The sequence below is a fragment of the Sphingorhabdus sp. YGSMI21 genome, assembly GCF_002776575.1.
Taxonomy (GTDB): domain Bacteria; phylum Pseudomonadota; class Alphaproteobacteria; order Sphingomonadales; family Sphingomonadaceae; genus Parasphingorhabdus.
On record NZ_CP022548.1, the window covers coordinates 2,429,626 to 2,446,744 of the forward strand.

The window sequence follows — 17,119 nt, forward strand, 5'->3', positions numbered from 1 at the left end:
AAAATCAGTTTTAGCCTACCCGCTATTGGCATCAATGGCCGCCATTTCTGTGCCCGCCTGGGGGCAGGAGCAGGTCGATGGAGACGAAGCGCCGGTCGCGGCAATCATCGTTTCGGGGCTGCCCGTCACCCGTGGCGACGACGTCTATAGCGCCACCGAAATGGCGATTGATCCGTCCCGGACGGTCGAGAACGCATTGCGCGATGTGCCGGGACTGCAGCAATTCCGACGCTCGGACGCCCGTTCGGCCAACCCGACCAGTCAGGGTGTCACGCTGCGCGGACTGGGCGGCAATGCCTCGTCCCGCGCTTTGCTGATCCTCGACGGCGTGCCACAGGCCGACCCTTTCGGCGGCTGGGTGGCTTGGCCGGGCTATGATGCGCTGGCTCTGAAAAGCGCGAAAATTACCCGCGGCGGCGGCAGCGTAACCGACGGGCAGGGCGCTATCTCCGGGACGATCGAACTGTTCAGCGACACTGTCGGTGACCGGATCGAACTGGGCGCGGCTTATGGCAGCCGCAACAGCGTCGACACTGATCTGCTGTTCGGTCGCGAACTGGGGCAGGGGCAGCTGACCATTTCTGCCAATTATGCCCGCGGTGACGGGTTCATTCCGATCATAGAAGGCCAGCGCGGAACCGTGGATCGCCCGGCGGAATATGAGCAGGCCGGTCTCGCCGTCCGCTTTGTTGCGCCCTTGACCGACAATGTCGAGCTGCAGAGCAATGTCCGCGCTTTCACCGATGATCGCGAACGCGGTTTTGCTTTCAGTGAAAACCACAATGACGGAGCGGACGCCAGCATCCGGCTGGTCGATCGTACGTCCGACTGGCAATGGTCGGCGCTGGCCTATGTCCAGATCCGCAATTTCGATGTCAGCTTCGGCGGGGTCGCGGATGACCGCAATTCGGTCAGCAGGGTGTTCGAACAATATAGCGTGCCATCCACCGGTCTTGGCGCCCGTTTTGAGGTGCGGCCGCCGGTCGGTGACAATGTCGAGCTGCGCATCGGTGGAGACTGGCGGCGGACCGAGGGGACAACCAACGAGAATTTCTTCTTCCTCGACGATGACACGCCGCAGCGCAGCCGCAGAGCCGGAGGCAGTACAGCCACCTATGGCGGTTTTGTCGAAGCCAGTCTGCAGGCCAGCGATACGCTGGTTCTGACCGGCGGTGGCCGCGTCGATTTCTGGTCGATCGATGACGGCTTTCGCAAAGAGATAGAGCTGATCAATCCCTTTCCCGGATCGGTCCGAACCGACGAGATGTTCGCCAATCGCAGCGACACCGAATTTACCGGCCGCGGCGGCTTTGCCTATGATCTGAGTGATCAGCTCACGTTCCGGGGAGCGGCCTATCTCGGTTGGCGCCTGCCAACGCTGAACGAATTGTTCCGGCCTTTCCGGGTCGGTTCCGATGCGACCGCCGCCAACGAACTGCTCGAGCCCGAGCGGGTCAAGGGCGCCGAACTGGGACTGGACTGGGAAAGCGGCATTGCCACAATCGGCATCACGGCGTTCTATAACCAGTTGGACAATGCGGTTGCCAATGTGACGCTGGCCAACGGTCCGGGTGTCTTTCCCGGCGTCGGTTTCGTCGCCTCAGACGGTACCTACAGCCAGCGCCAAAATCTCGACGCGATCAAATCAACAGGCATTGAAATCGACGCCGCGTTCAATCTCGGCGGGCTGGTCGACGGCCTGACCTTGCGCGCTGCCTATGCCTATGTCGATGCCGAAGTGGACGGTTCCGGTGACGCGGCTGCGGTCGACGGTTTTCGCCCGGCCCAGGTGCCCCGGCACAATGCCTCCGGCTCGCTCGTCTGGGAAAAGGAGGATGGCACAGGCGCCAGCCTCTCGGCCCGCTATGCCGGCCAGCAGTTTGAAGATGATGTCAATATTCTCAGTCTGGCCGATGCCTTGACCATCGACGGGCGGATGGCGCTGGCCGTGACTGATCGCCTGCTGGTCGAAACCCGGGTTGAAAATCTTCTCGACGCCCGGGTAGAGGCTGCTGTCAGTAGCAATGGAATAATAGAGCGCGCCTTCCCCCGGACATTTTGGGTTGGACTTCGCGTCAAAATTGAATAAATATTATTTATGACCTTTAAGCTTGATGATTATCTGCCCTACCAGCTCTCGACGACGTCCAACGCCGTCAGTGACGTGATCGCGGGTGAATATAAAAGCCTCTTCGGCCTGAAAATTCCGGAATGGCGGGTGATGTCGGTGCTGGGCACGCGCGGTGCGTCTACCCAGCGGCAGTTGGTGGAGGCCACGCTGATGGACAAGGTAACGGTCAATCGGGCGGTGAAGAATCTCGTCGACCGTGCCTTGCTCGACCGCAGTCCCAACACTGCCGACGGCCGCTCGCACCATCTGTTGCTGAGCAGCACCGGCCGCGATCTCTATGGCAAGATCCTGCCGGCCGCCCAGGCAATGGACAAGAAGATCATGTCGGTGCTCAGCACCGAGGAGAAAGCCGAATTGTCCGCAATGCTGGCGCGGATCAAGAAATCGGCGGATACGATCGCGGCAGAATGAAAAAGAGCGGCAGGGAACTGCCGCTCTCTTGATTTTACGCTTCTGCTTACCCGCTAGAGCATCGCATCGGAGATCGAGCAGGCCGCAGGGCCCAAGATCACGATGAATAGAGTCGGCAGAATGAACAGGATCAGCGGGATCGTCATGATGGCAGGCAGCCGCGCGGCTTTTTCTTCGGCGCGCATCATCCGGTCATTGCGGAATTCCGCCGACAGGACCCGCAGCGACGAGGCGAGCGGCGTACCATATTTCTCGGTCTGGATCATCGTCGTCACCACGCCCTTGATATGGTCCAGCGCGACCCGATAGGCGAGATTTTCGAAAGCCTGCCGCCGTTCGGTCAGGAAGCCCAGCTCGATCGAAGTCAGCGAAAATTCATCGGCCAGTTCCGGATAGGCGGTGCCCAGTTCCTTCGACACACGGGCAAAGGCAGAATCGACCGTCAGACCGGCTTCCGCACAGATGACAAGAAGATCGATGGCGTCGGGCAGACCCTTGCGGATAAGGTCGGTCCGCTTGGCGATCAGGTTGTTTACGTAGATATCCGCCCCTTTATAGCCGAAAATGGCTGCACCGGCGAAGACGCCGAACCGCTTGAGATCGGACCAGTCGGACAGATAGTCGAAGCCGTATATGGCCAGCGCCGCACCGCCACCCAATATGATCGGCATAACGAGACGGCTGAAAATGATGACAAAGGCCATGTCCTTGGACCGGATGCCGGCCTGCGCCAGCTTCTGCTGCGCTTCCTTGACCTGCGTATCCTGCAAAACCTGCATCGACGCCAGCATGTTGCGCATGCGGTCGGTCGTGTCGTTCTGCTGGACCAGCTTGGCGCGCTTCTTGGTGGTCGACGCGGTGATGCCGGCTTTCAGCTGTTCGCGGCGTTCGTTGAGCGCCTTGACCCGTTTTGCCATCGGGTCCCGGACCGTTACGGCAGCATAGATCGCGAAGAATACAGCCGCAGCGGCAACGGCCGCCAGGATGGTCGCAACCCAGAGCACGTCTATGCCGAATAATGTTGGTCCGCCGCCGCTTGTCATTTGCCTTGTACCTTCATTCTAAATCTCGAAGTTGACCATCTTGGCCATGATGAAGACGCCGATGCTCATCCAGCAGAGGCCACCGAGGCCCGCGATGATAAGACGTTCTTCATAGAAAAAGCCGGCCAGATAGGTCGGGTTCACGGTGTAAACCAGCGCGAACACAATGAACGGCAGCGAACCGACGATATAGGCCGAAGCCTTGGATTCCGACGACATCGCCTTGATCTTGAGCTTCATCTGTCCACGCTTGCGCAAAACGTCGGCAAGATTGAACAATGTTTCCGCCAGGTTGCCGCCGGTTTCACGCTGGATCGCCAGCGTGATGCAGAAAAACTGGAACTCGGGTGTTTCCATGCGTTTGGCGCTTTCCTGCAGCGCGTCTTCCATGGTCTGGCCGATCTTGATGCGATCGACCACTTTCTGGAATTCCTCGCCGACGGGACCGTCGATTTCCTTGGCCACCACGCCGATTGTCTCGGTGACCGGAAGACCCGAACGAAGGCCGCGAACAAGCAGTTCGATAGCGTCGGGAAAGGTCGCGGTAAATCTGGCAACGCGCCGGTTGATCAGGAAGCTGACGATGAAATGCGGTATTCCGGCACCGACCAGCAGTCCGACGAACAGGCATAGCAGGAGCGGCGCGCCCTTGAGCAGCAGCAAACCGGAGACGACGACGAACAGGCCGCCCGCCGCATAGAAAAAATAGGACAGCGGCCATTGTTTGCCGGTCTTTTCCAGGCGGATCGCAAGAATTTCCAGCTTGGTCATATTCTCGCCGCGCGGACGCGTGGTCTTGCGCCGCGCCGAGAGCGCCTTTTTCATCTGCGCTTCCACCCGCACATTGGCGCTGTCGGAATGGCGATATTTGACCTTGTCCAGTCGCCGAGCAGTGGCCTTGGATTGCGACGGGCCGGCATAGGCAAAGATGAGCAGCAGCAGAACCGCCAGAACGCCGGCACCCAATATTGCAGTTTGCATTAATCCCATTGTCTAATCCCTATGAAGCCGAAGAAATCCTGCCGCCCGGTTCAGGCTTCAGGCGCATCCTCTTTGGCTTTCTTTGACGGCAGCAGTGATTTGAAATCCCCGAACTTGTCCATGAAGGATTTCTTGCCGCCTTCCTCTTCGGGGTCCAGTCCGCCACTGACCGAGCCGAGTACCAGGCTGGTCAGTTCGACGATTTTTGCCGAAGCCTTGCTGGACTTGCCGGCCTCGACCATCGCCTGGCCCAGTTTCGCCGCCTGCGCAGCGGTCTTGGCGTCATGCGGGATCATGATATCGATCTTGCGCTCGATGGAGCTTTCGAAATCCTGACGGCCGATTTCCAGATTGGTGGCCTGCACCTTGTTGGCGACAACATAGACCTTGCTCTGCGCGGCGTGGGACTTCAGCCAGGACAGCAAGCGAATGCAGTCGCGCGCCGAAGCGAGCGTCAGTTCCGTCACGATGACGGTTGCGTTCACGTCGCCCAGAAGATGGGGATAGTTGATCAGCATGTCGCGCGGCAGATCGATCACCGTGCAGTCGAAAGCGGCGCGGAATTCTTCCTGTAGCTGGAAGAAGGCGGTGCCATCGGTCAGGATCGGCGAATTGATCGGTGCCTCAGCGGACAGCAGCGACAGTTTCTCATTGGCCTTGATCATCGCGCGTTCGATGAACAGCCCGTCGATCCGGCTCGGATTGTCGATTGCATCGGTAAGGCCGCGACCGGGCTCGAGATCCAGCGACAGCGCGCCGGTGCCGAAATGGACGTCCAGATCCAGCAGGGCGGTCAGCCGCTCCCGGTCATGGCTGAGCAGCCAGGCCAGGGAAGTGGCGATGGTCGACGCGCCGACGCCGCCACGGGTGCCGATAACGGCGGTCGAAATATGCGGCTTTTCGGCCTGCGGATCGTCAATTTTCGGGGCGTTGATGACCGCTTGCGCCTGTGCCAGTACGTCGCGGAGCTGGTCCGGGCTGAACGGTTTCAGCAAATAGTCCTGCAGACCGCTGACGATCAGGTCGCGGTAGAGGCGGACGTCGTTGACCTGGCCCATGGCCACCACGACAGTGCCCGGTTCGCAGACTTCGGCCAGCGAATTGATATCATTGAGCGGATCGCCGGATTCCGACAGATCCACCAGCAGGATGTTGGGGCTGGCAGAAACGGAGAGGGTCTGGACCGCGTTGCGCAGTCCGCCCTTGCTGCATTTGTCGATCGACCAGCCCATTTCCTCGGCCACGGGGCGGAGCATTTCCAGCGTGTCATCGTCGCAGACAAAAGCGGCAAAGGGTTCACGTCCGTTGACCGAACCTGGTTTCCAGGGAGCGTTCATTATTGTCCTCCAACTTTCTTGTCACGATAGGCGCGGATGGCCTTCGAAGCCTGCGACTGATCCTCGCCTTCGGCAGCCTGGCCGCGGACGAGATCTTCCGGATTGGCAATCATGGCAGAAAGCGTGCTGTTCGTTCCGCACCCGTAGTTGGCGCTTGTCCGCACCTGAAAATCGGTATGGCTGCGATAGCTGAAATCGGGGCATCCCGGCACCGAAGCCTCGGTGCGCGTCACGACGACCCGCATCAGGCCCGCAGGAACATGGCCTTCGGTTACCGGAGCGTTTTCGCTGATCAGCAAGCCATAGCCGGCCACGATATTTTCGACCGCTGCCTTGGCAACGGGGCTGGCCGAATAGCTCGGGTCATCGATCGACACCCGATCGCCATAGCCCAGCTCGAGCGCGTCGAACCAGCCGGACAGGCGGTTCTGCTCTGCGGCGGACAATCCGCCATGACCGGCGCTCAGGTCGAGCACGAAATTCGATTTGGAAACGACCGGCTGGCGTTCGCTATAAACGCTGCGGTTGGCAGTGTTGCTTCCACAGGCGGTTACCGAGAGCCCGAGAGCGGTGATGAGTGCCATTGAAACGATGCGCATGATCTGTTCTCCTGATCGGGCTTATTTGTCGAAACTGAAACCCGGAGCGCTGCCGCCGGACTTCTTGGATTTTTTGGCCGACTGGACGGGAGCCGGAGCCTGCAGGGCGCCAAAGCCCTGGCCGTCGGGAGTGGCCGGAGCTACGCTCGGCTTGGGCCGATCCTCACCGGTGCCGCTGTGGTTGCGGTTCATCAGGAACCGCTCTGCATCATTGGCAGCCTTGAAGCCGTCGGTTGGCAATACGATCTCGCTGTCGCTGACCGGCTTGACCAGATAAGGCGTGACCACGATCATCAGCTCGGTTTCGTTGCGGCTGTAGCCATCGGACTTGAACAAGGCGCCCAATACCGGCACGTCGGCCAGACCCGGGGTCTTTGCGATGGCGGAATTATAGCTGTTCTGCATCAGGCCGGCGATCATGAAGCTTTCGCCCGATCCCAGCTCGACGGTGGTCTCTGCCCGGCGGGTCGAAACCGCAGGAATGCTGAAACCGTTGATGATGACGGCGCCATTGGTGGTGATTTCCGATACTTCCGGTGCGACGCGGATCGAGATCCGGCCGTTGGAAAGCACGGTTGGCGTGTAGGACAGGCTGACACCGTAATTCTTATACTGGACGGAAACCTCGCCCAGACCGGTTGAAATCGGAATGGGAAACTCGCCGCCGGCCAGAAATGTCGCCGTTTCACCGGAAATGGCCGTCAGATTGGGCGATGCCAGGGTGCTGACAAGACCCACGCGTTCGGAGACGTCGAGCGCGGTGGCAATGTCGATGCCGAACAGGCGGCCCGCCGCCTGAATGGTGTTGAGCTCCGAACCGGTATTATAGTTGAAAGCGGTTCCGCCGGCCGTCACGAACTGGCCGGTCGCCGTGTTGAACGGCAGCGAGACAGAACCTGCGGGCAAACCAAACAGGCTGGATGCGTCCAGGCTTGGGAAGGACGAGGTGTCGAAATTGGTAATCGAACCGAAGTCGCGGCCACGGGACACTCCGAACTGGAAGCCGCCAGTGGTGTCACGGGTCAGCAGATTGCCGTTGATTTCCTTCGCCAGCGAACGGCTGACCTCGGCAAAACGGACCTTCAGGTTGACCTGCATCGGCGTCGCGGTTTTCAGCCGGCTGACCACACGTGTGGTGTCGCCGACAAATGCCTGGACGAGATTTTCCGCTTCTTCCGCATCATCCGGATCGGCGATGGTACCGGTAAGCAGCACGAAATTATTGGTCGTGCTAACCGCGATATTCGCATTCGGCATCGCCAGGTTCAGCATCTGGTCGATCGAGGAAATTTCCGCACCGACCGAGACTTCCGCCGAGTAGATGACCTTGCCGGACGCGCTGGTTGCGTAGAAGCTCGTCTGGCCACCCTTTTTGCCGAAAATATAGATCTGGCGCGGCGAGCGGACCTGGACATCGGCAATCGCATTTTCAGCGATGAAAATATCCTCGATCGAAGCGGGCAGGGTGATCAGCTTGCCACGGCCGACCGACAATGTGATCCGCGAATCCGGCTGGGATACATTGACCGACTGGGCGTTAAGCGCAGTGCTACTGTTGGCAGCCAGAGCCAGAGCGAGAGCGGCTACGGCGGTCAAGCCGATTGCCTTCTTCGCGAGGCGGCTATGCTGTGCATATACTACGGCCATTATTTGTCTCCAAACTCGATGTCATTGACCGTGTTGCCACGCGCGACGCGGACGACCGGACCTCTTGGTTTTTCTTTCTCGGCCAGTGGTGGCGGCGAGCGCGTTTCAAAACGGGATACGTCTCCGCCAGTTGAAAAGCTTGATTTCGTGCTGGTCGGACGCGCAGCCAGCGAACGGATCATGTCGGCTTCGACAACCGGGTCATCGGTTTTCGGAAGCTTGATTGCGCCAGAGGCGATGGCTTCTTCCAGTTCGGCGGCGCTGTCGGCGAGCGAACGCAGCGACAGGCTCAATGTTCCCAGTGTCTGGGCGACCGAAATCTGTTCGGCAATTTTCGGGGTGGCTTCGAGCGTGACCAGCTTGGCCTTCTTGGCGACTTGCTGACCCGCTTCGTTTTTCGTCGCCGTCACGCGGTTGTCGGTGGCGAGCACGCGCAGGTTGCGGATCACGGTTTCGGAAACCTTGAGCTCGGGGCCTTCGCCCTGCACCGACTGGGTCAGCATCAGGTCGACCCGGTCGCCAGGAAATACAAAGCCGGCGACGCCGGTCAGTCCGGATACGGGAATGGTAACGGCGCGCATGCCGGGGCCGAGCGCTGCAGCGAGGAAACCGCGATCACCCGGTGCCACGAGAGAGCCCTTGGTAAGCGGCTGGCCGGCGGTGACCGGATTGCGGACAACGGTACCGGCAAGCGATTCCACGTCGGTGCTTTCCTTCATGAAATAGGCTTCCTCGACCAGATCCTTCGGCCATGGCTGGAAGCGGAAACTGTCGGGCGTGATGATTGTGCCAACGGGAAGCGCGCGGGTTGCGACGAGGACTTCTTCCCCTACCACTTCAGCTTTCTTTGCAGCAACTTGTGGCGCGGAGGCACCATCAAACATGTTTTTTGCGAGCAACGCCGTAACCGCAGCCACGATCAGTGCGCCGACCAGCAAAATGATTTTCTTCTTGTCCATGACGTCTAACGCCTCCTGAATGCCCCCGCCCGATTGGTTCCATTGGCGGTCTTTGCCTCTTTCGAGTAAAATGGTTAAAATATCGTTTGTGAATTATGTCCCGTGATGCCCCAGATCATCCAGAGCCCGGAAAATGCGATGGCGACCCCGTAAGGAACCTTTATTGGGTCTTCGGTCTTTTGGATTGTCTTGCTGATCATCATTAACAACGTCAGCAGTCCACCGGCGATCGACATGATCACCAGCAGTTCCAGAAATGTCAGCCAGTGCATCCACAGGGACAGGGCGGTCAGTAGTTTGACGTCGCCCCCGCCCATCGCTCCGGCAGCGAACATCGCGGCAAATATGGTGAATATGATCGTGGCCAGTCCCAATTGCCCGATCATTTCCGGCCAGAGGCTCATGCCGCTCGCTATCCACAGAACCGGTGCCCCCAGGGCGATGCCCAGGTTCAGCCAGTTCGAGATATGGCGGCTTTTGAGATCGGTAATCGCGGCTGCAATCAGCGCAATTGCCAATCCGCCCCAGAGCAAGTAGATGAAGGTTTCACTATCCATGGACAGACCGTCTAGTTAATTTGCCTTACCAAATAGTAACCATGATTTCCGGAACGGCTTCTCTTCGACCCTGTGACAACGATAAAGCGTGATATGACAGACTTGAAAGATGTGCGCTTCGATCGCCGGTCCGTCCCCGCAGATGCAAAAGAAGAGTCATGGACCGGGCCTGACGGCTGGGAGTTCCGCAGGCTGGAGTGGCAGCAGGATGACCGGCAGCCGGGTTCGAGAGGGTCGGTTCTGTTCATGACCGGGCGCGCGGATTTCTACGAAAAATATCTCGAAACCTTTCACGATTTCCACGAGCATGGCTGGAACGTCACTTCGGTGGACTGGCGCGGACAGGGCGGCTCGGGCCGTTGCGGGCCGCACCCGCATGTCGGCCATATCGACGATTTCGCGACATGGGTGTCCGATCTGGAGACGCTGTTTAACGAATGGCGTGCCAGTCATCCCGGTCCGCATGTCTTGTTGGGCCACAGCATGGGCGGGCATATCGTGCTGCGGGCGATGACCGAGCAGCGCATCCGGCCCGATGCCGTGATCCTGAGCGCGCCGATGCTTGCTCCAGCCGGCGGCGGCATGCCGGAATGGACCGCTCAGCTGGCCGCGAAGATCATGTGCCTGATTGGTCGCGGCAAGCGGCGTGCCTGGAAACCGATCGAAAATCCGCTGGAACCCTATGTCCCGCGGCAGGCTTTGCTGACCCATGATGCGGACCGCTATGCAGACGAGTTTTTCTGGTTTCGCGAGCGCCCCTTCGTCCGGCTGGGGCCGGCCAGCTGGCGCTGGGTCGAACGCGCCTATTCCTCGACCCGGCTATTGCGCAACCGCAAGCGGCTGATGCAGATGGACATACCGCTGCTGGTGCTGGCGACATCGACCGATGAATTGGTTGATCATCCGACCATCGAGCGGGCCGTGCATCTGATGCCCCGGGCCGAGCTAAAGCTCTACGGCGCGGAATCCGCCCATGAAATATTTCGTGAAGTTGATGAAGTGCGCAACGACGCGCTCGCCAGCTGTTTTTCCTTTCTCGACCGAGTGGCCCCCAAAAAATGAAGCAATATGACGTCATCATCATCGGAGCCGGTATTGCCGGTGCCAGCATCGCCTCAGAAATTGGTGCGGATCGTTCGGTGCTGCTGCTCGAGGCGGAGGAGCATCCCGGCTATCATTCGACCGGCCGCTCGGCTGCTTTCTGGACGGAAAGCTACGGAGGGCCGATGGTGCAGCCCCTGACGTCGGCCTCGCGCGCCTTTCTGGAAAAGCCGCCGGCAGATTTTTCGGACATGCCGTTTCTCGGTCCGCGCGGTGCGGTCAATATCGGACGGGACGAGGATCTGCATCTCGCCGATCAATTCCTGGCCGATTTTGCCGACAGCGGGCTGAATATGGATCGCTGGTCCCGGGAACAGCTTCTGTCCCTGGTCCCCGATCTCAAGCCGGCGTGGCAACATGCCGTTTACGAACCGGATTGCCGGGATATCGATGTCGCGGCGCTGCATGCTGCCTATCTGAGAAACGCCAAGCGTCAGGGGGTGGAGCTTCTATGCCGGGCGCCGGTCCGCCAGATCCTGAAAAAGGACGGCATTTGGGAACTGACTGCCGGCGAAAGGGAATTTCGCGCGACCGTGCTGGTTAACGCGGCCGGCGCCTGGGCCGATGCCGTGGCCGGCATGGCCGATGTGAAGCCTGTGGGTATACAGCCGCTAATCCGCAATATGGTTCAGATCGAGACTAATCCGCCGTCGTCGCAGGCGATGCCGCTGGTCGTCGGGATCGACGGCAGCTTTTATTTCAAACCCGAAGCGGGTGGTGGCTACTGGCTCAGTCCGCATGATGAAGTTCCTTCCGAGCCTGGCGATGTGGCGCCTGATGAACTGAGCATTGCCATCGCTATCGACCGGTTTGAAAAGGTGATGGATGTCGAAGTCAAGCGAGTCAGCCGGAAATGGGCGGGGCTGCGCAGTTTCGCACCGGACAGGCTGCCGGTGATCGGCTTTGACTCCGCTGACGGTGGGTTTTTCTGGTTCGCGGGGCAGGGGGGCTTTGGTATTCAGACCGCGCCCGCCGCGGCAAAGCTGGCTCGTTCACTCCTGTTGGGAGAGGCGCCGGATGAAAGCCTGCATGCCGTCGATGCCAGCCTTTATGCGGCAGCGCGCTTTTCCTAGGAAACATCGTTTTACAACGGGCCGGTTGCACGGGCAGCCGGTTTGCGCAATAGTTCCTCCATCCAACCGAAGGAGAAGATAGCAATGGCGCACAAGTTTGAAATCTGGAAAGACAAGAAGGGCGAGTTTCGCGTTCGCTTCAAATATAATAGCGAAGTCATTTTCTCGACCGAGGGCTATTCCAGCAAGACCAGCGCTAAAAATGCGATCAGTTCGATTCTGAAAAACGGACCGAATGCCGAGATTGAAGACAATAGCTAAGGTCTGATCCTAAAAACTACGACGATTGGCGGCGACGTTCATGGCAGCGTCGCTCGCCAGTTGATCGGCGCGCTCGTTGTCGGCGTCGCCGGCATGGCCCTTGACCCAGTGCCATTCGATCTGGTGCGGCTCGACCGCCTTTAGCAGATCCTGCCAGAGATCGGCATTCTTGACCGGCTTGCGAGCCGCCGTCCGCCAGCCGTTTTTCTGCCAGCCGAAAATCCATTTGGTAATGCCGTCCTTTACATAGGTGCTGTCGATCGAGAGCTTGACCTTGCACGGACGCTTCAGCGCGTTGAGCGCTTCGATTGCGGCGCGCAATTCCATGCGGTTGTTGGTCGTGTCCGGCTCGCCGCCGGAGATTTCCTTTTCCTTGTCGCCATGCCGGATCAGGGCGCCCCAGCCACCCGGCCCGGGATTGCCCTTGCACGCGCCATCGGTGGCGATTTCGACAATTTTCGGTTCGGTCATGCGGTGAAAATATCCTTGTGGGTCCGGTAATATTGCAGCCTGTTGAGAAAGGCCTGCGGGTCCTTGCGCGTCACCAGCGCACCGGCGGGCGTGTTGATCCAGTCATAGGCCCGGGTCAGCAGGAAGCGCAGTGCCGCACCACGTGCCAGCAGCGGCAGCGCCCGGCGTTCGGCTTCGCTGAGCGGGAAGGCCGAACCATAGCCCTCCAGCAGGGCGCGGGATATCGGCGCGTGAAATTCCGTACCGTCTTCGGAAAAGCACCAGGCTGCATGGGTTACCGCGAGGTCATAGGCGCGGATGTCGGTGCAGGAGAAATAGAAGTCGATCAGTCCGGTTACCCGGTCATCCAGCATCAGCACATTGTCGGGGAACAGGTCGGCATGAATGGCCGAGCGCGGCAGATCATCCGGCCAATATTTGTCGAGATGGTCGAGTTCCTGCGCGATCGCCTCGGCCAGACCGAGGGCGATATCGTCGAGCTGCGCAGGACCGCATTGGTCGGCCAGCGCCCGCCAGCCTTCGTGATCCATGCTGTTGCGGCGTTCCGGCGTAAAATCCGCCAGTGCGCGGTGCATGTCTCCCAGCGCCCGACCGGTGGCCCTGGCCTGGTCCGGGGTCGGGTGGCTGACCGATACGCCGGGCAGGAAGGTTATGAGACAGGCGCTGCGTCCGCACAATTGCTGGATCTTCGTGCCATCGCGATCCGCGATCATCGGCGGTACCAGACAGCCTGCTTCGGCAAGATGATCGAGCAGCGCAATGAAAAAAGGCAGGTCGGCGGGGTCGACGCGCTTTTCATACAGGGTCAGGATGAACTTGTCCTGCGTAGTTTCCAGCAGATAATTGCTGTTCTCGACGCCTTCGGCAATGCCCTTGGCGGAGACCAGTGTTCCCACATCGAAGCGGGTGAGGAAGCGGTCGATTTCCTCTGCGCTAACCTTGGTATAGACCGCCATCAGGCCGCTTCAAGGCCGCGCGGCAGCTTGAAGACCATATTCTCGTCCGCCGTCCGGACTTTTTCTTCCCTGATATCGAAATGTTGCTCCAGCAAAGTAACCACTTCGCGGACCAGTATTTCCGGAGCGGATGCCCCGGCTGTCAGGCCCAGCGTGCTGACACCGTCCAGCCATGCAAGATCGATTTCATCGGCCCGCTGGATCAGCTTCGCCATCGCGCCACCGCGTTCGGCGACTTCGACCAGCCGCAGGCTGTTCGAACTGTTGGGTGCGCCAATCACGAGAACCAGCTGGCAGGTTTCGGAAATCTTTTTCACCGCATCCTGACGATTGGAGGTGGCATAGCAGATATCCTCGCCTTTCGGGCCAACGATATTTGGGAACCGAGTCTGCAGCGCCTCGACGATCGCGTGTGTGTCATCGACCGACAAGGTGGTCTGGGTCAGGAAGGCCAGGGCGTCTGGGTCTTCGGGGTTCAGCGCTTCTACATCGGCCAGCGTTTCGACCAGCGTCATCCGGCCTTCATCAACCTGGCCGAAAGTGCCGATGACCTCGGGATGATTGGCGTGGCCGACAAAGATGATATGGCGCCCCGCCTCGGTCTGCCGTTCCGCCTGCCGATGCACTTTCGACACCAGCGGGCAGGTCGCGTCGAGATATTCCAGGCCACGCTCTTCGGCCTTGTGCGGCACTGCCTTCGGCACGCCGTGGGCGGAAAAGACCACCGGAACCCCGTCCGGAACCTCGTCCAGTTCCTCGACAAATATCGCGCCCAGTTTCTTCAATTCATCGACGACATAGCGGTTGTGCACGATTTCGTGCCGGACATAGACTGGCGAGCCATATTTTTTTATCGCCAGCTCGACGATTTTAATCGCCCTGTCGACGCCTGCACAAAAGCCGCGAGGCGCGGCCACAAGCAAGTCTATCTGCCGTTTCTGCTTATCGGAATGAATCATGGTTTCAGCTCTTAGGGAATAAGTTCACCGGCGAAAAGCCCGTCTGTTCATCTTATGGACGGTTGCACCGCATTAAAGGCCCAGATAAGGGTTGCGAAATTTTTATCGGCGCGCATGGAACCTATGTGTGTAGCCCGTGATCAAAGGCAAGGATTGAAAATGATGGCGAATGGCCGGTTGAAAAAAATGGTTTTGGCAGGGATCGCGGTTCTCGCCGTCACCGGATGTGCGCGGGAAGGCGCCATCGACCTGAGTTCCGGCGTCGGTATTTCGGTCATCCGCAGCGGTTGTCCGGCGGTTGCGGTGCCCGATCACACCGGCGATATCACCATCTTCAACCCGGCCAGCAGCACCGATGCCAGCGCCATCGACGTGGTCGCCTATATCACCAATGTCCGCTCGACCTGTAACAGCGAAAGCGCCCGGATTTACAGCGAGGCGGCCTTTGATGTCCACGCGTCGCGGACCAATCCGGCCGGCGCCCGTACGGTTACCATTCCCTATTTCTCGACGGTCGTCCAGGGCGGCACCGCCGTGGTCGCCAAACGGATCGGCAATGTGACCCTGCAATTTGCCGATGGCGCCTATCGGGCGACAGCCTCGGCCAAGGCCGGTTCCTATGTCGATGCTTCCGCCGCACGCTTGCCGGACGAGGTGATCGAACGCCTGACCCGCCGCCGCAAGGCCGGTGATCCCGATGCAGCGCTCGATCCGCTCGCCGATCCGACGATCAAGGCTGCGGTTGCGCGGTCCTCGTTCGAGCTGCTTGTCGGTTTTCAACTGAGCCAGGCCCAGCTACAATATAACGCAACCCGATAAGGGTCGCCTGAAATGACAAGCAACCGCGCCTGATTCTGTCGGGCCCCTTTTCCTATGACGAACTGAACCAATCATGCTGTTCCACATTTTTCAAAAGCATATTGATGCGATATTGGATAAACTGACCGAAGCGGGCGTGCTTCCGGCCGGGGTCGACCGGTCGAATGTCACGCTGGAGCCGCCGCGCGATCCGTCGCACGGTGACCTGTCGACCAACGCGGCGATGGTCCTGTCCAAGGCGGCGGGCATGAAGCCGCGCGATCTGGCGGAAAAAATTGCGGAAAAGCTGGGTGGGCTTGATGACGTGCAGTCAGTCGATATCGCCGGTCCCGGATTTATCAACCTGCGGGTTGCAGCGCCCGTATTGCTCGGCGAATTGCTCGAAATCGAGCAGCTGGGCGCAGAATATGGCCGCTCCGACAAGGGCAAGGGTGTGACCGTCAATATCGAATATGTCTCGGCCAACCCGACCGGACCGATGCACATGGGCCATTGCCGTGGTGCGGTGGTCGGCGACGCGCTGGCTGATCTGCTCGAGGCGGTCGGTAACAAGGTGATCCGCGAATATTATGTCAATGATGCCGGATCGCAGGTCGACACGCTCGCCCGCTCGGCGCATCTGCGTTATCTCGAGGCGCTGGGCGAGGATATCGGCACGATACCCGAAGGCCTCTACCCGGGCGACTATCTGAAACCGGTTGGCGAAGCCCTGGCCGCAGAATTTGGCGACAAATACAAGGATGCGGCGGAAGCCGACTGGCTGCTGACCTTCCGCAAGGCCGCGGTCGCCAAGATGATGGACATGATCCGTTCCGATCTGGCCATGCTCGGCATCCGCCACGATGTTTTCTCCTCCGAGGCAGAATTGCACGAAGCGGGCAAGGCGGACGCCGCCGAGGCCGAGCTGCGCTCCCGCGATCTCGTCTACGACGGGGAGCTGGAACAGCCCAAGGGCAAGGTGATCGAGGACTGGGAAGCGGTCGAGCTGCCGCTGTTCCGTTCAACGCAATTTGGCGATGACCAGGACCGCCCGATCAAGAAATCCAACGGCCGCTGGACCTATTTTGGCGGCGATCTCGCCTATCATTTCCAGAAAGCGCAATCGGCCGACGAACTGATCGATATCTGGGGCGCCGATCACAGCGGTACGGTCAAGCGGATCAAGGCCGCGGTCGCGGCGCTGACCGGTGGCAAGACCAAATTCGACGTGAAGCTGGTGCAAATGGTGCGCCTGCTGCGCAACGGCGAGCCTGAGAAAATGTCCAAACGCTCGGGCAATTTTGTCACCATCGCCGACATGGTCGAGGAAGTCGGCAAGGACGCCGTGCGTTTCACCATGCTGACCCGCAAGGCCGACGCGCAGATGGACTTCGATTTTGCCAAGGTGATGGAAGCCTCTCGCGACAATCCGGTCTTCTATGTGCAATATGCCCATGCCCGGATCCAGTCGATGCTGCGCAAGGCGGCGGAAGACGGCGTAACCCCTTCGGCCGATCATCTGGATCGTCTAGGCGAGGAGGAAATGGACCTCATCAAAATGGCGGCGCAATTCCCCCGGATCATCGAATCGGCCGCGGCATCGCGGGAGCCCCATCGAGTCGCATTCTATCTGAATGATCTGGCAGCGGCTTTTCACGGCTATTATAATCTCGGCAATGACCGGCCTGACAAGCGGATCATAATGGTTAACGACCCGGAAACGACATCGGCGAGGCTTTTCTTAGCCAAGAATATAGGGCAGACTGTGAAGAACGGTCTTGCATTGATGGGTGTAGAGGCCGCAGAATCGATGTAATCGGCCGCATGGCTAACGG

Annotated in this window: 17 protein-coding genes; 7 read left to right on the forward strand and 10 right to left on the reverse strand. The window is 59.6% G+C overall.

All coding sequences use genetic code 11. The features are described 5' to 3' along the window. The first annotated feature begins 34 nt into the window (after window positions 1-34). Window positions 35-2,089, forward strand: a complete 2,055-nt coding sequence (locus CHN51_RS11790; RefSeq protein ID WP_240616713.1) for a TonB-dependent receptor — start codon at window positions 35-37, stop codon at window positions 2,087-2,089. A gap of 9 nt (window positions 2,090-2,098) precedes the next feature. Next, window positions 2,099-2,542, forward strand: coding sequence for a MarR family winged helix-turn-helix transcriptional regulator (locus CHN51_RS11795; RefSeq protein ID WP_100094184.1), 444 nt, complete (start codon window positions 2,099-2,101; stop codon window positions 2,540-2,542). Window positions 2,543-2,595: 53 nt separating this feature from the next. Here CHN51_RS11795 and CHN51_RS11800 read toward each other — a convergent pair whose 3' ends face one another. The 7 genes from CHN51_RS11800 to CHN51_RS11830 form a co-directional block, all read right to left on the reverse strand. Then, window positions 2,596-3,585: a type II secretion system F family protein gene (locus CHN51_RS11800; protein ID WP_100094185.1), complete on the reverse strand. Its 990-nt coding sequence runs from the start codon at window positions 3,583-3,585 to the stop codon at window positions 2,596-2,598. 18 nt (window positions 3,586-3,603) lie between these two features. Continuing rightward, window positions 3,604-4,575 (reverse strand): type II secretion system F family protein, encoded by a 972-nt coding sequence (locus CHN51_RS11805; RefSeq protein ID WP_100094186.1) that lies wholly within the window; start codon window positions 4,573-4,575, stop codon window positions 3,604-3,606. 41 nt (window positions 4,576-4,616) lie between these two features. Beyond that, window positions 4,617-5,903 (reverse strand): pilus assembly protein CpaE, encoded by a 1,287-nt coding sequence (locus CHN51_RS11810; protein ID WP_100094187.1) that lies wholly within the window; start codon window positions 5,901-5,903, stop codon window positions 4,617-4,619. Continuing rightward, on the reverse strand, window positions 5,903-6,502 hold the full coding sequence (locus CHN51_RS11815; RefSeq protein WP_100094188.1) for a CpaD family pilus assembly protein: 600 nt from the start codon (window positions 6,500-6,502) through the stop codon (window positions 5,903-5,905). The genes CHN51_RS11810 and CHN51_RS11815 overlap by 1 nt, the downstream gene beginning before the upstream one ends. A 21-nt stretch (window positions 6,503-6,523) precedes the next feature. Beyond that, entirely contained in the window at window positions 6,524-8,149 is a 1,626-nt protein-coding gene (locus tag CHN51_RS11820) for a type II and III secretion system protein family protein (protein ID WP_100094189.1), read from the reverse strand. Then, a complete protein-coding gene (cpaB, locus tag CHN51_RS11825; protein ID WP_100094190.1) occupies window positions 8,149-9,108 on the reverse strand; it encodes a Flp pilus assembly protein CpaB in 960 nt (319 codons plus the stop codon). The genes CHN51_RS11820 and cpaB overlap by 1 nt, the downstream gene beginning before the upstream one ends. A 74-nt stretch (window positions 9,109-9,182) precedes the next feature. Further along, complete coding sequence (locus tag CHN51_RS11830) at window positions 9,183-9,665, reverse strand: prepilin peptidase (RefSeq protein WP_100094191.1); 483 nt, start codon at window positions 9,663-9,665, stop codon at window positions 9,183-9,185. Between the two features lie 93 nt (window positions 9,666-9,758). On the opposite strand from CHN51_RS11830, the gene CHN51_RS11835 reads away from it, so the two are divergent. The 3 genes from CHN51_RS11835 (at window position 9,759) to CHN51_RS11845 (ending at window position 12,100) form a co-directional block, all read left to right on the forward strand. Next, window positions 9,759-10,727 (forward strand): alpha/beta hydrolase, encoded by a 969-nt coding sequence (locus CHN51_RS11835; RefSeq protein WP_100094192.1) that lies wholly within the window; start codon window positions 9,759-9,761, stop codon window positions 10,725-10,727. After that, window positions 10,724-11,839, forward strand: coding sequence for an FAD-binding oxidoreductase (locus CHN51_RS11840; protein WP_100094193.1), 1,116 nt, complete (start codon window positions 10,724-10,726; stop codon window positions 11,837-11,839). The genes CHN51_RS11835 and CHN51_RS11840 overlap by 4 nt, the downstream gene beginning before the upstream one ends. A gap of 84 nt (window positions 11,840-11,923) precedes the next feature. Further along, window positions 11,924-12,100 (forward strand): DUF1508 domain-containing protein, encoded by a 177-nt coding sequence (locus CHN51_RS11845; protein WP_100094194.1) that lies wholly within the window; start codon window positions 11,924-11,926, stop codon window positions 12,098-12,100. Between the two features lie 9 nt (window positions 12,101-12,109). Here the strand turns inward: CHN51_RS11845 and rnhA are convergent, their stop codons facing one another. Genes rnhA through ispH form a run of 3 tightly spaced genes read right to left on the reverse strand, consistent with a single transcriptional unit; the run spans window position 12,110 to window position 14,486 of the window. Further along, entirely contained in the window at window positions 12,110-12,571 is a 462-nt protein-coding gene (rnhA, locus tag CHN51_RS11850; protein ID WP_100094195.1) for a ribonuclease HI, read from the reverse strand. After that, window positions 12,568-13,527 (reverse strand): homoserine kinase, encoded by a 960-nt coding sequence (gene thrB, locus CHN51_RS11855; protein ID WP_100094196.1) that lies wholly within the window; start codon window positions 13,525-13,527, stop codon window positions 12,568-12,570. Before thrB ends, rnhA begins: the two co-directional genes overlap by 4 nt. After that, a complete protein-coding gene (ispH, locus tag CHN51_RS11860) occupies window positions 13,527-14,486 on the reverse strand; it encodes a 4-hydroxy-3-methylbut-2-enyl diphosphate reductase (protein WP_100094197.1) in 960 nt (319 codons plus the stop codon). The genes thrB and ispH overlap by 1 nt, the downstream gene beginning before the upstream one ends. 162 nt (window positions 14,487-14,648) lie before the next feature. Here ispH and CHN51_RS11865 point away from each other — a divergent pair, with 162 nt between their 5' ends. Then, window positions 14,649-15,305 carry a hypothetical protein gene (locus CHN51_RS11865; protein WP_206170134.1) on the forward strand — a complete coding sequence of 219 codons (657 nt, stop codon included), beginning with the start codon at window positions 14,649-14,651 and terminating at the stop codon, window positions 15,303-15,305. A gap of 70 nt (window positions 15,306-15,375) precedes the next feature. Then, window positions 15,376-17,100: an arginine--tRNA ligase gene (argS, locus tag CHN51_RS11870; protein WP_100094198.1), complete on the forward strand. Its 1,725-nt coding sequence runs from the start codon at window positions 15,376-15,378 to the stop codon at window positions 17,098-17,100. Window positions 17,101-17,119 lie beyond the last annotated feature (19 nt).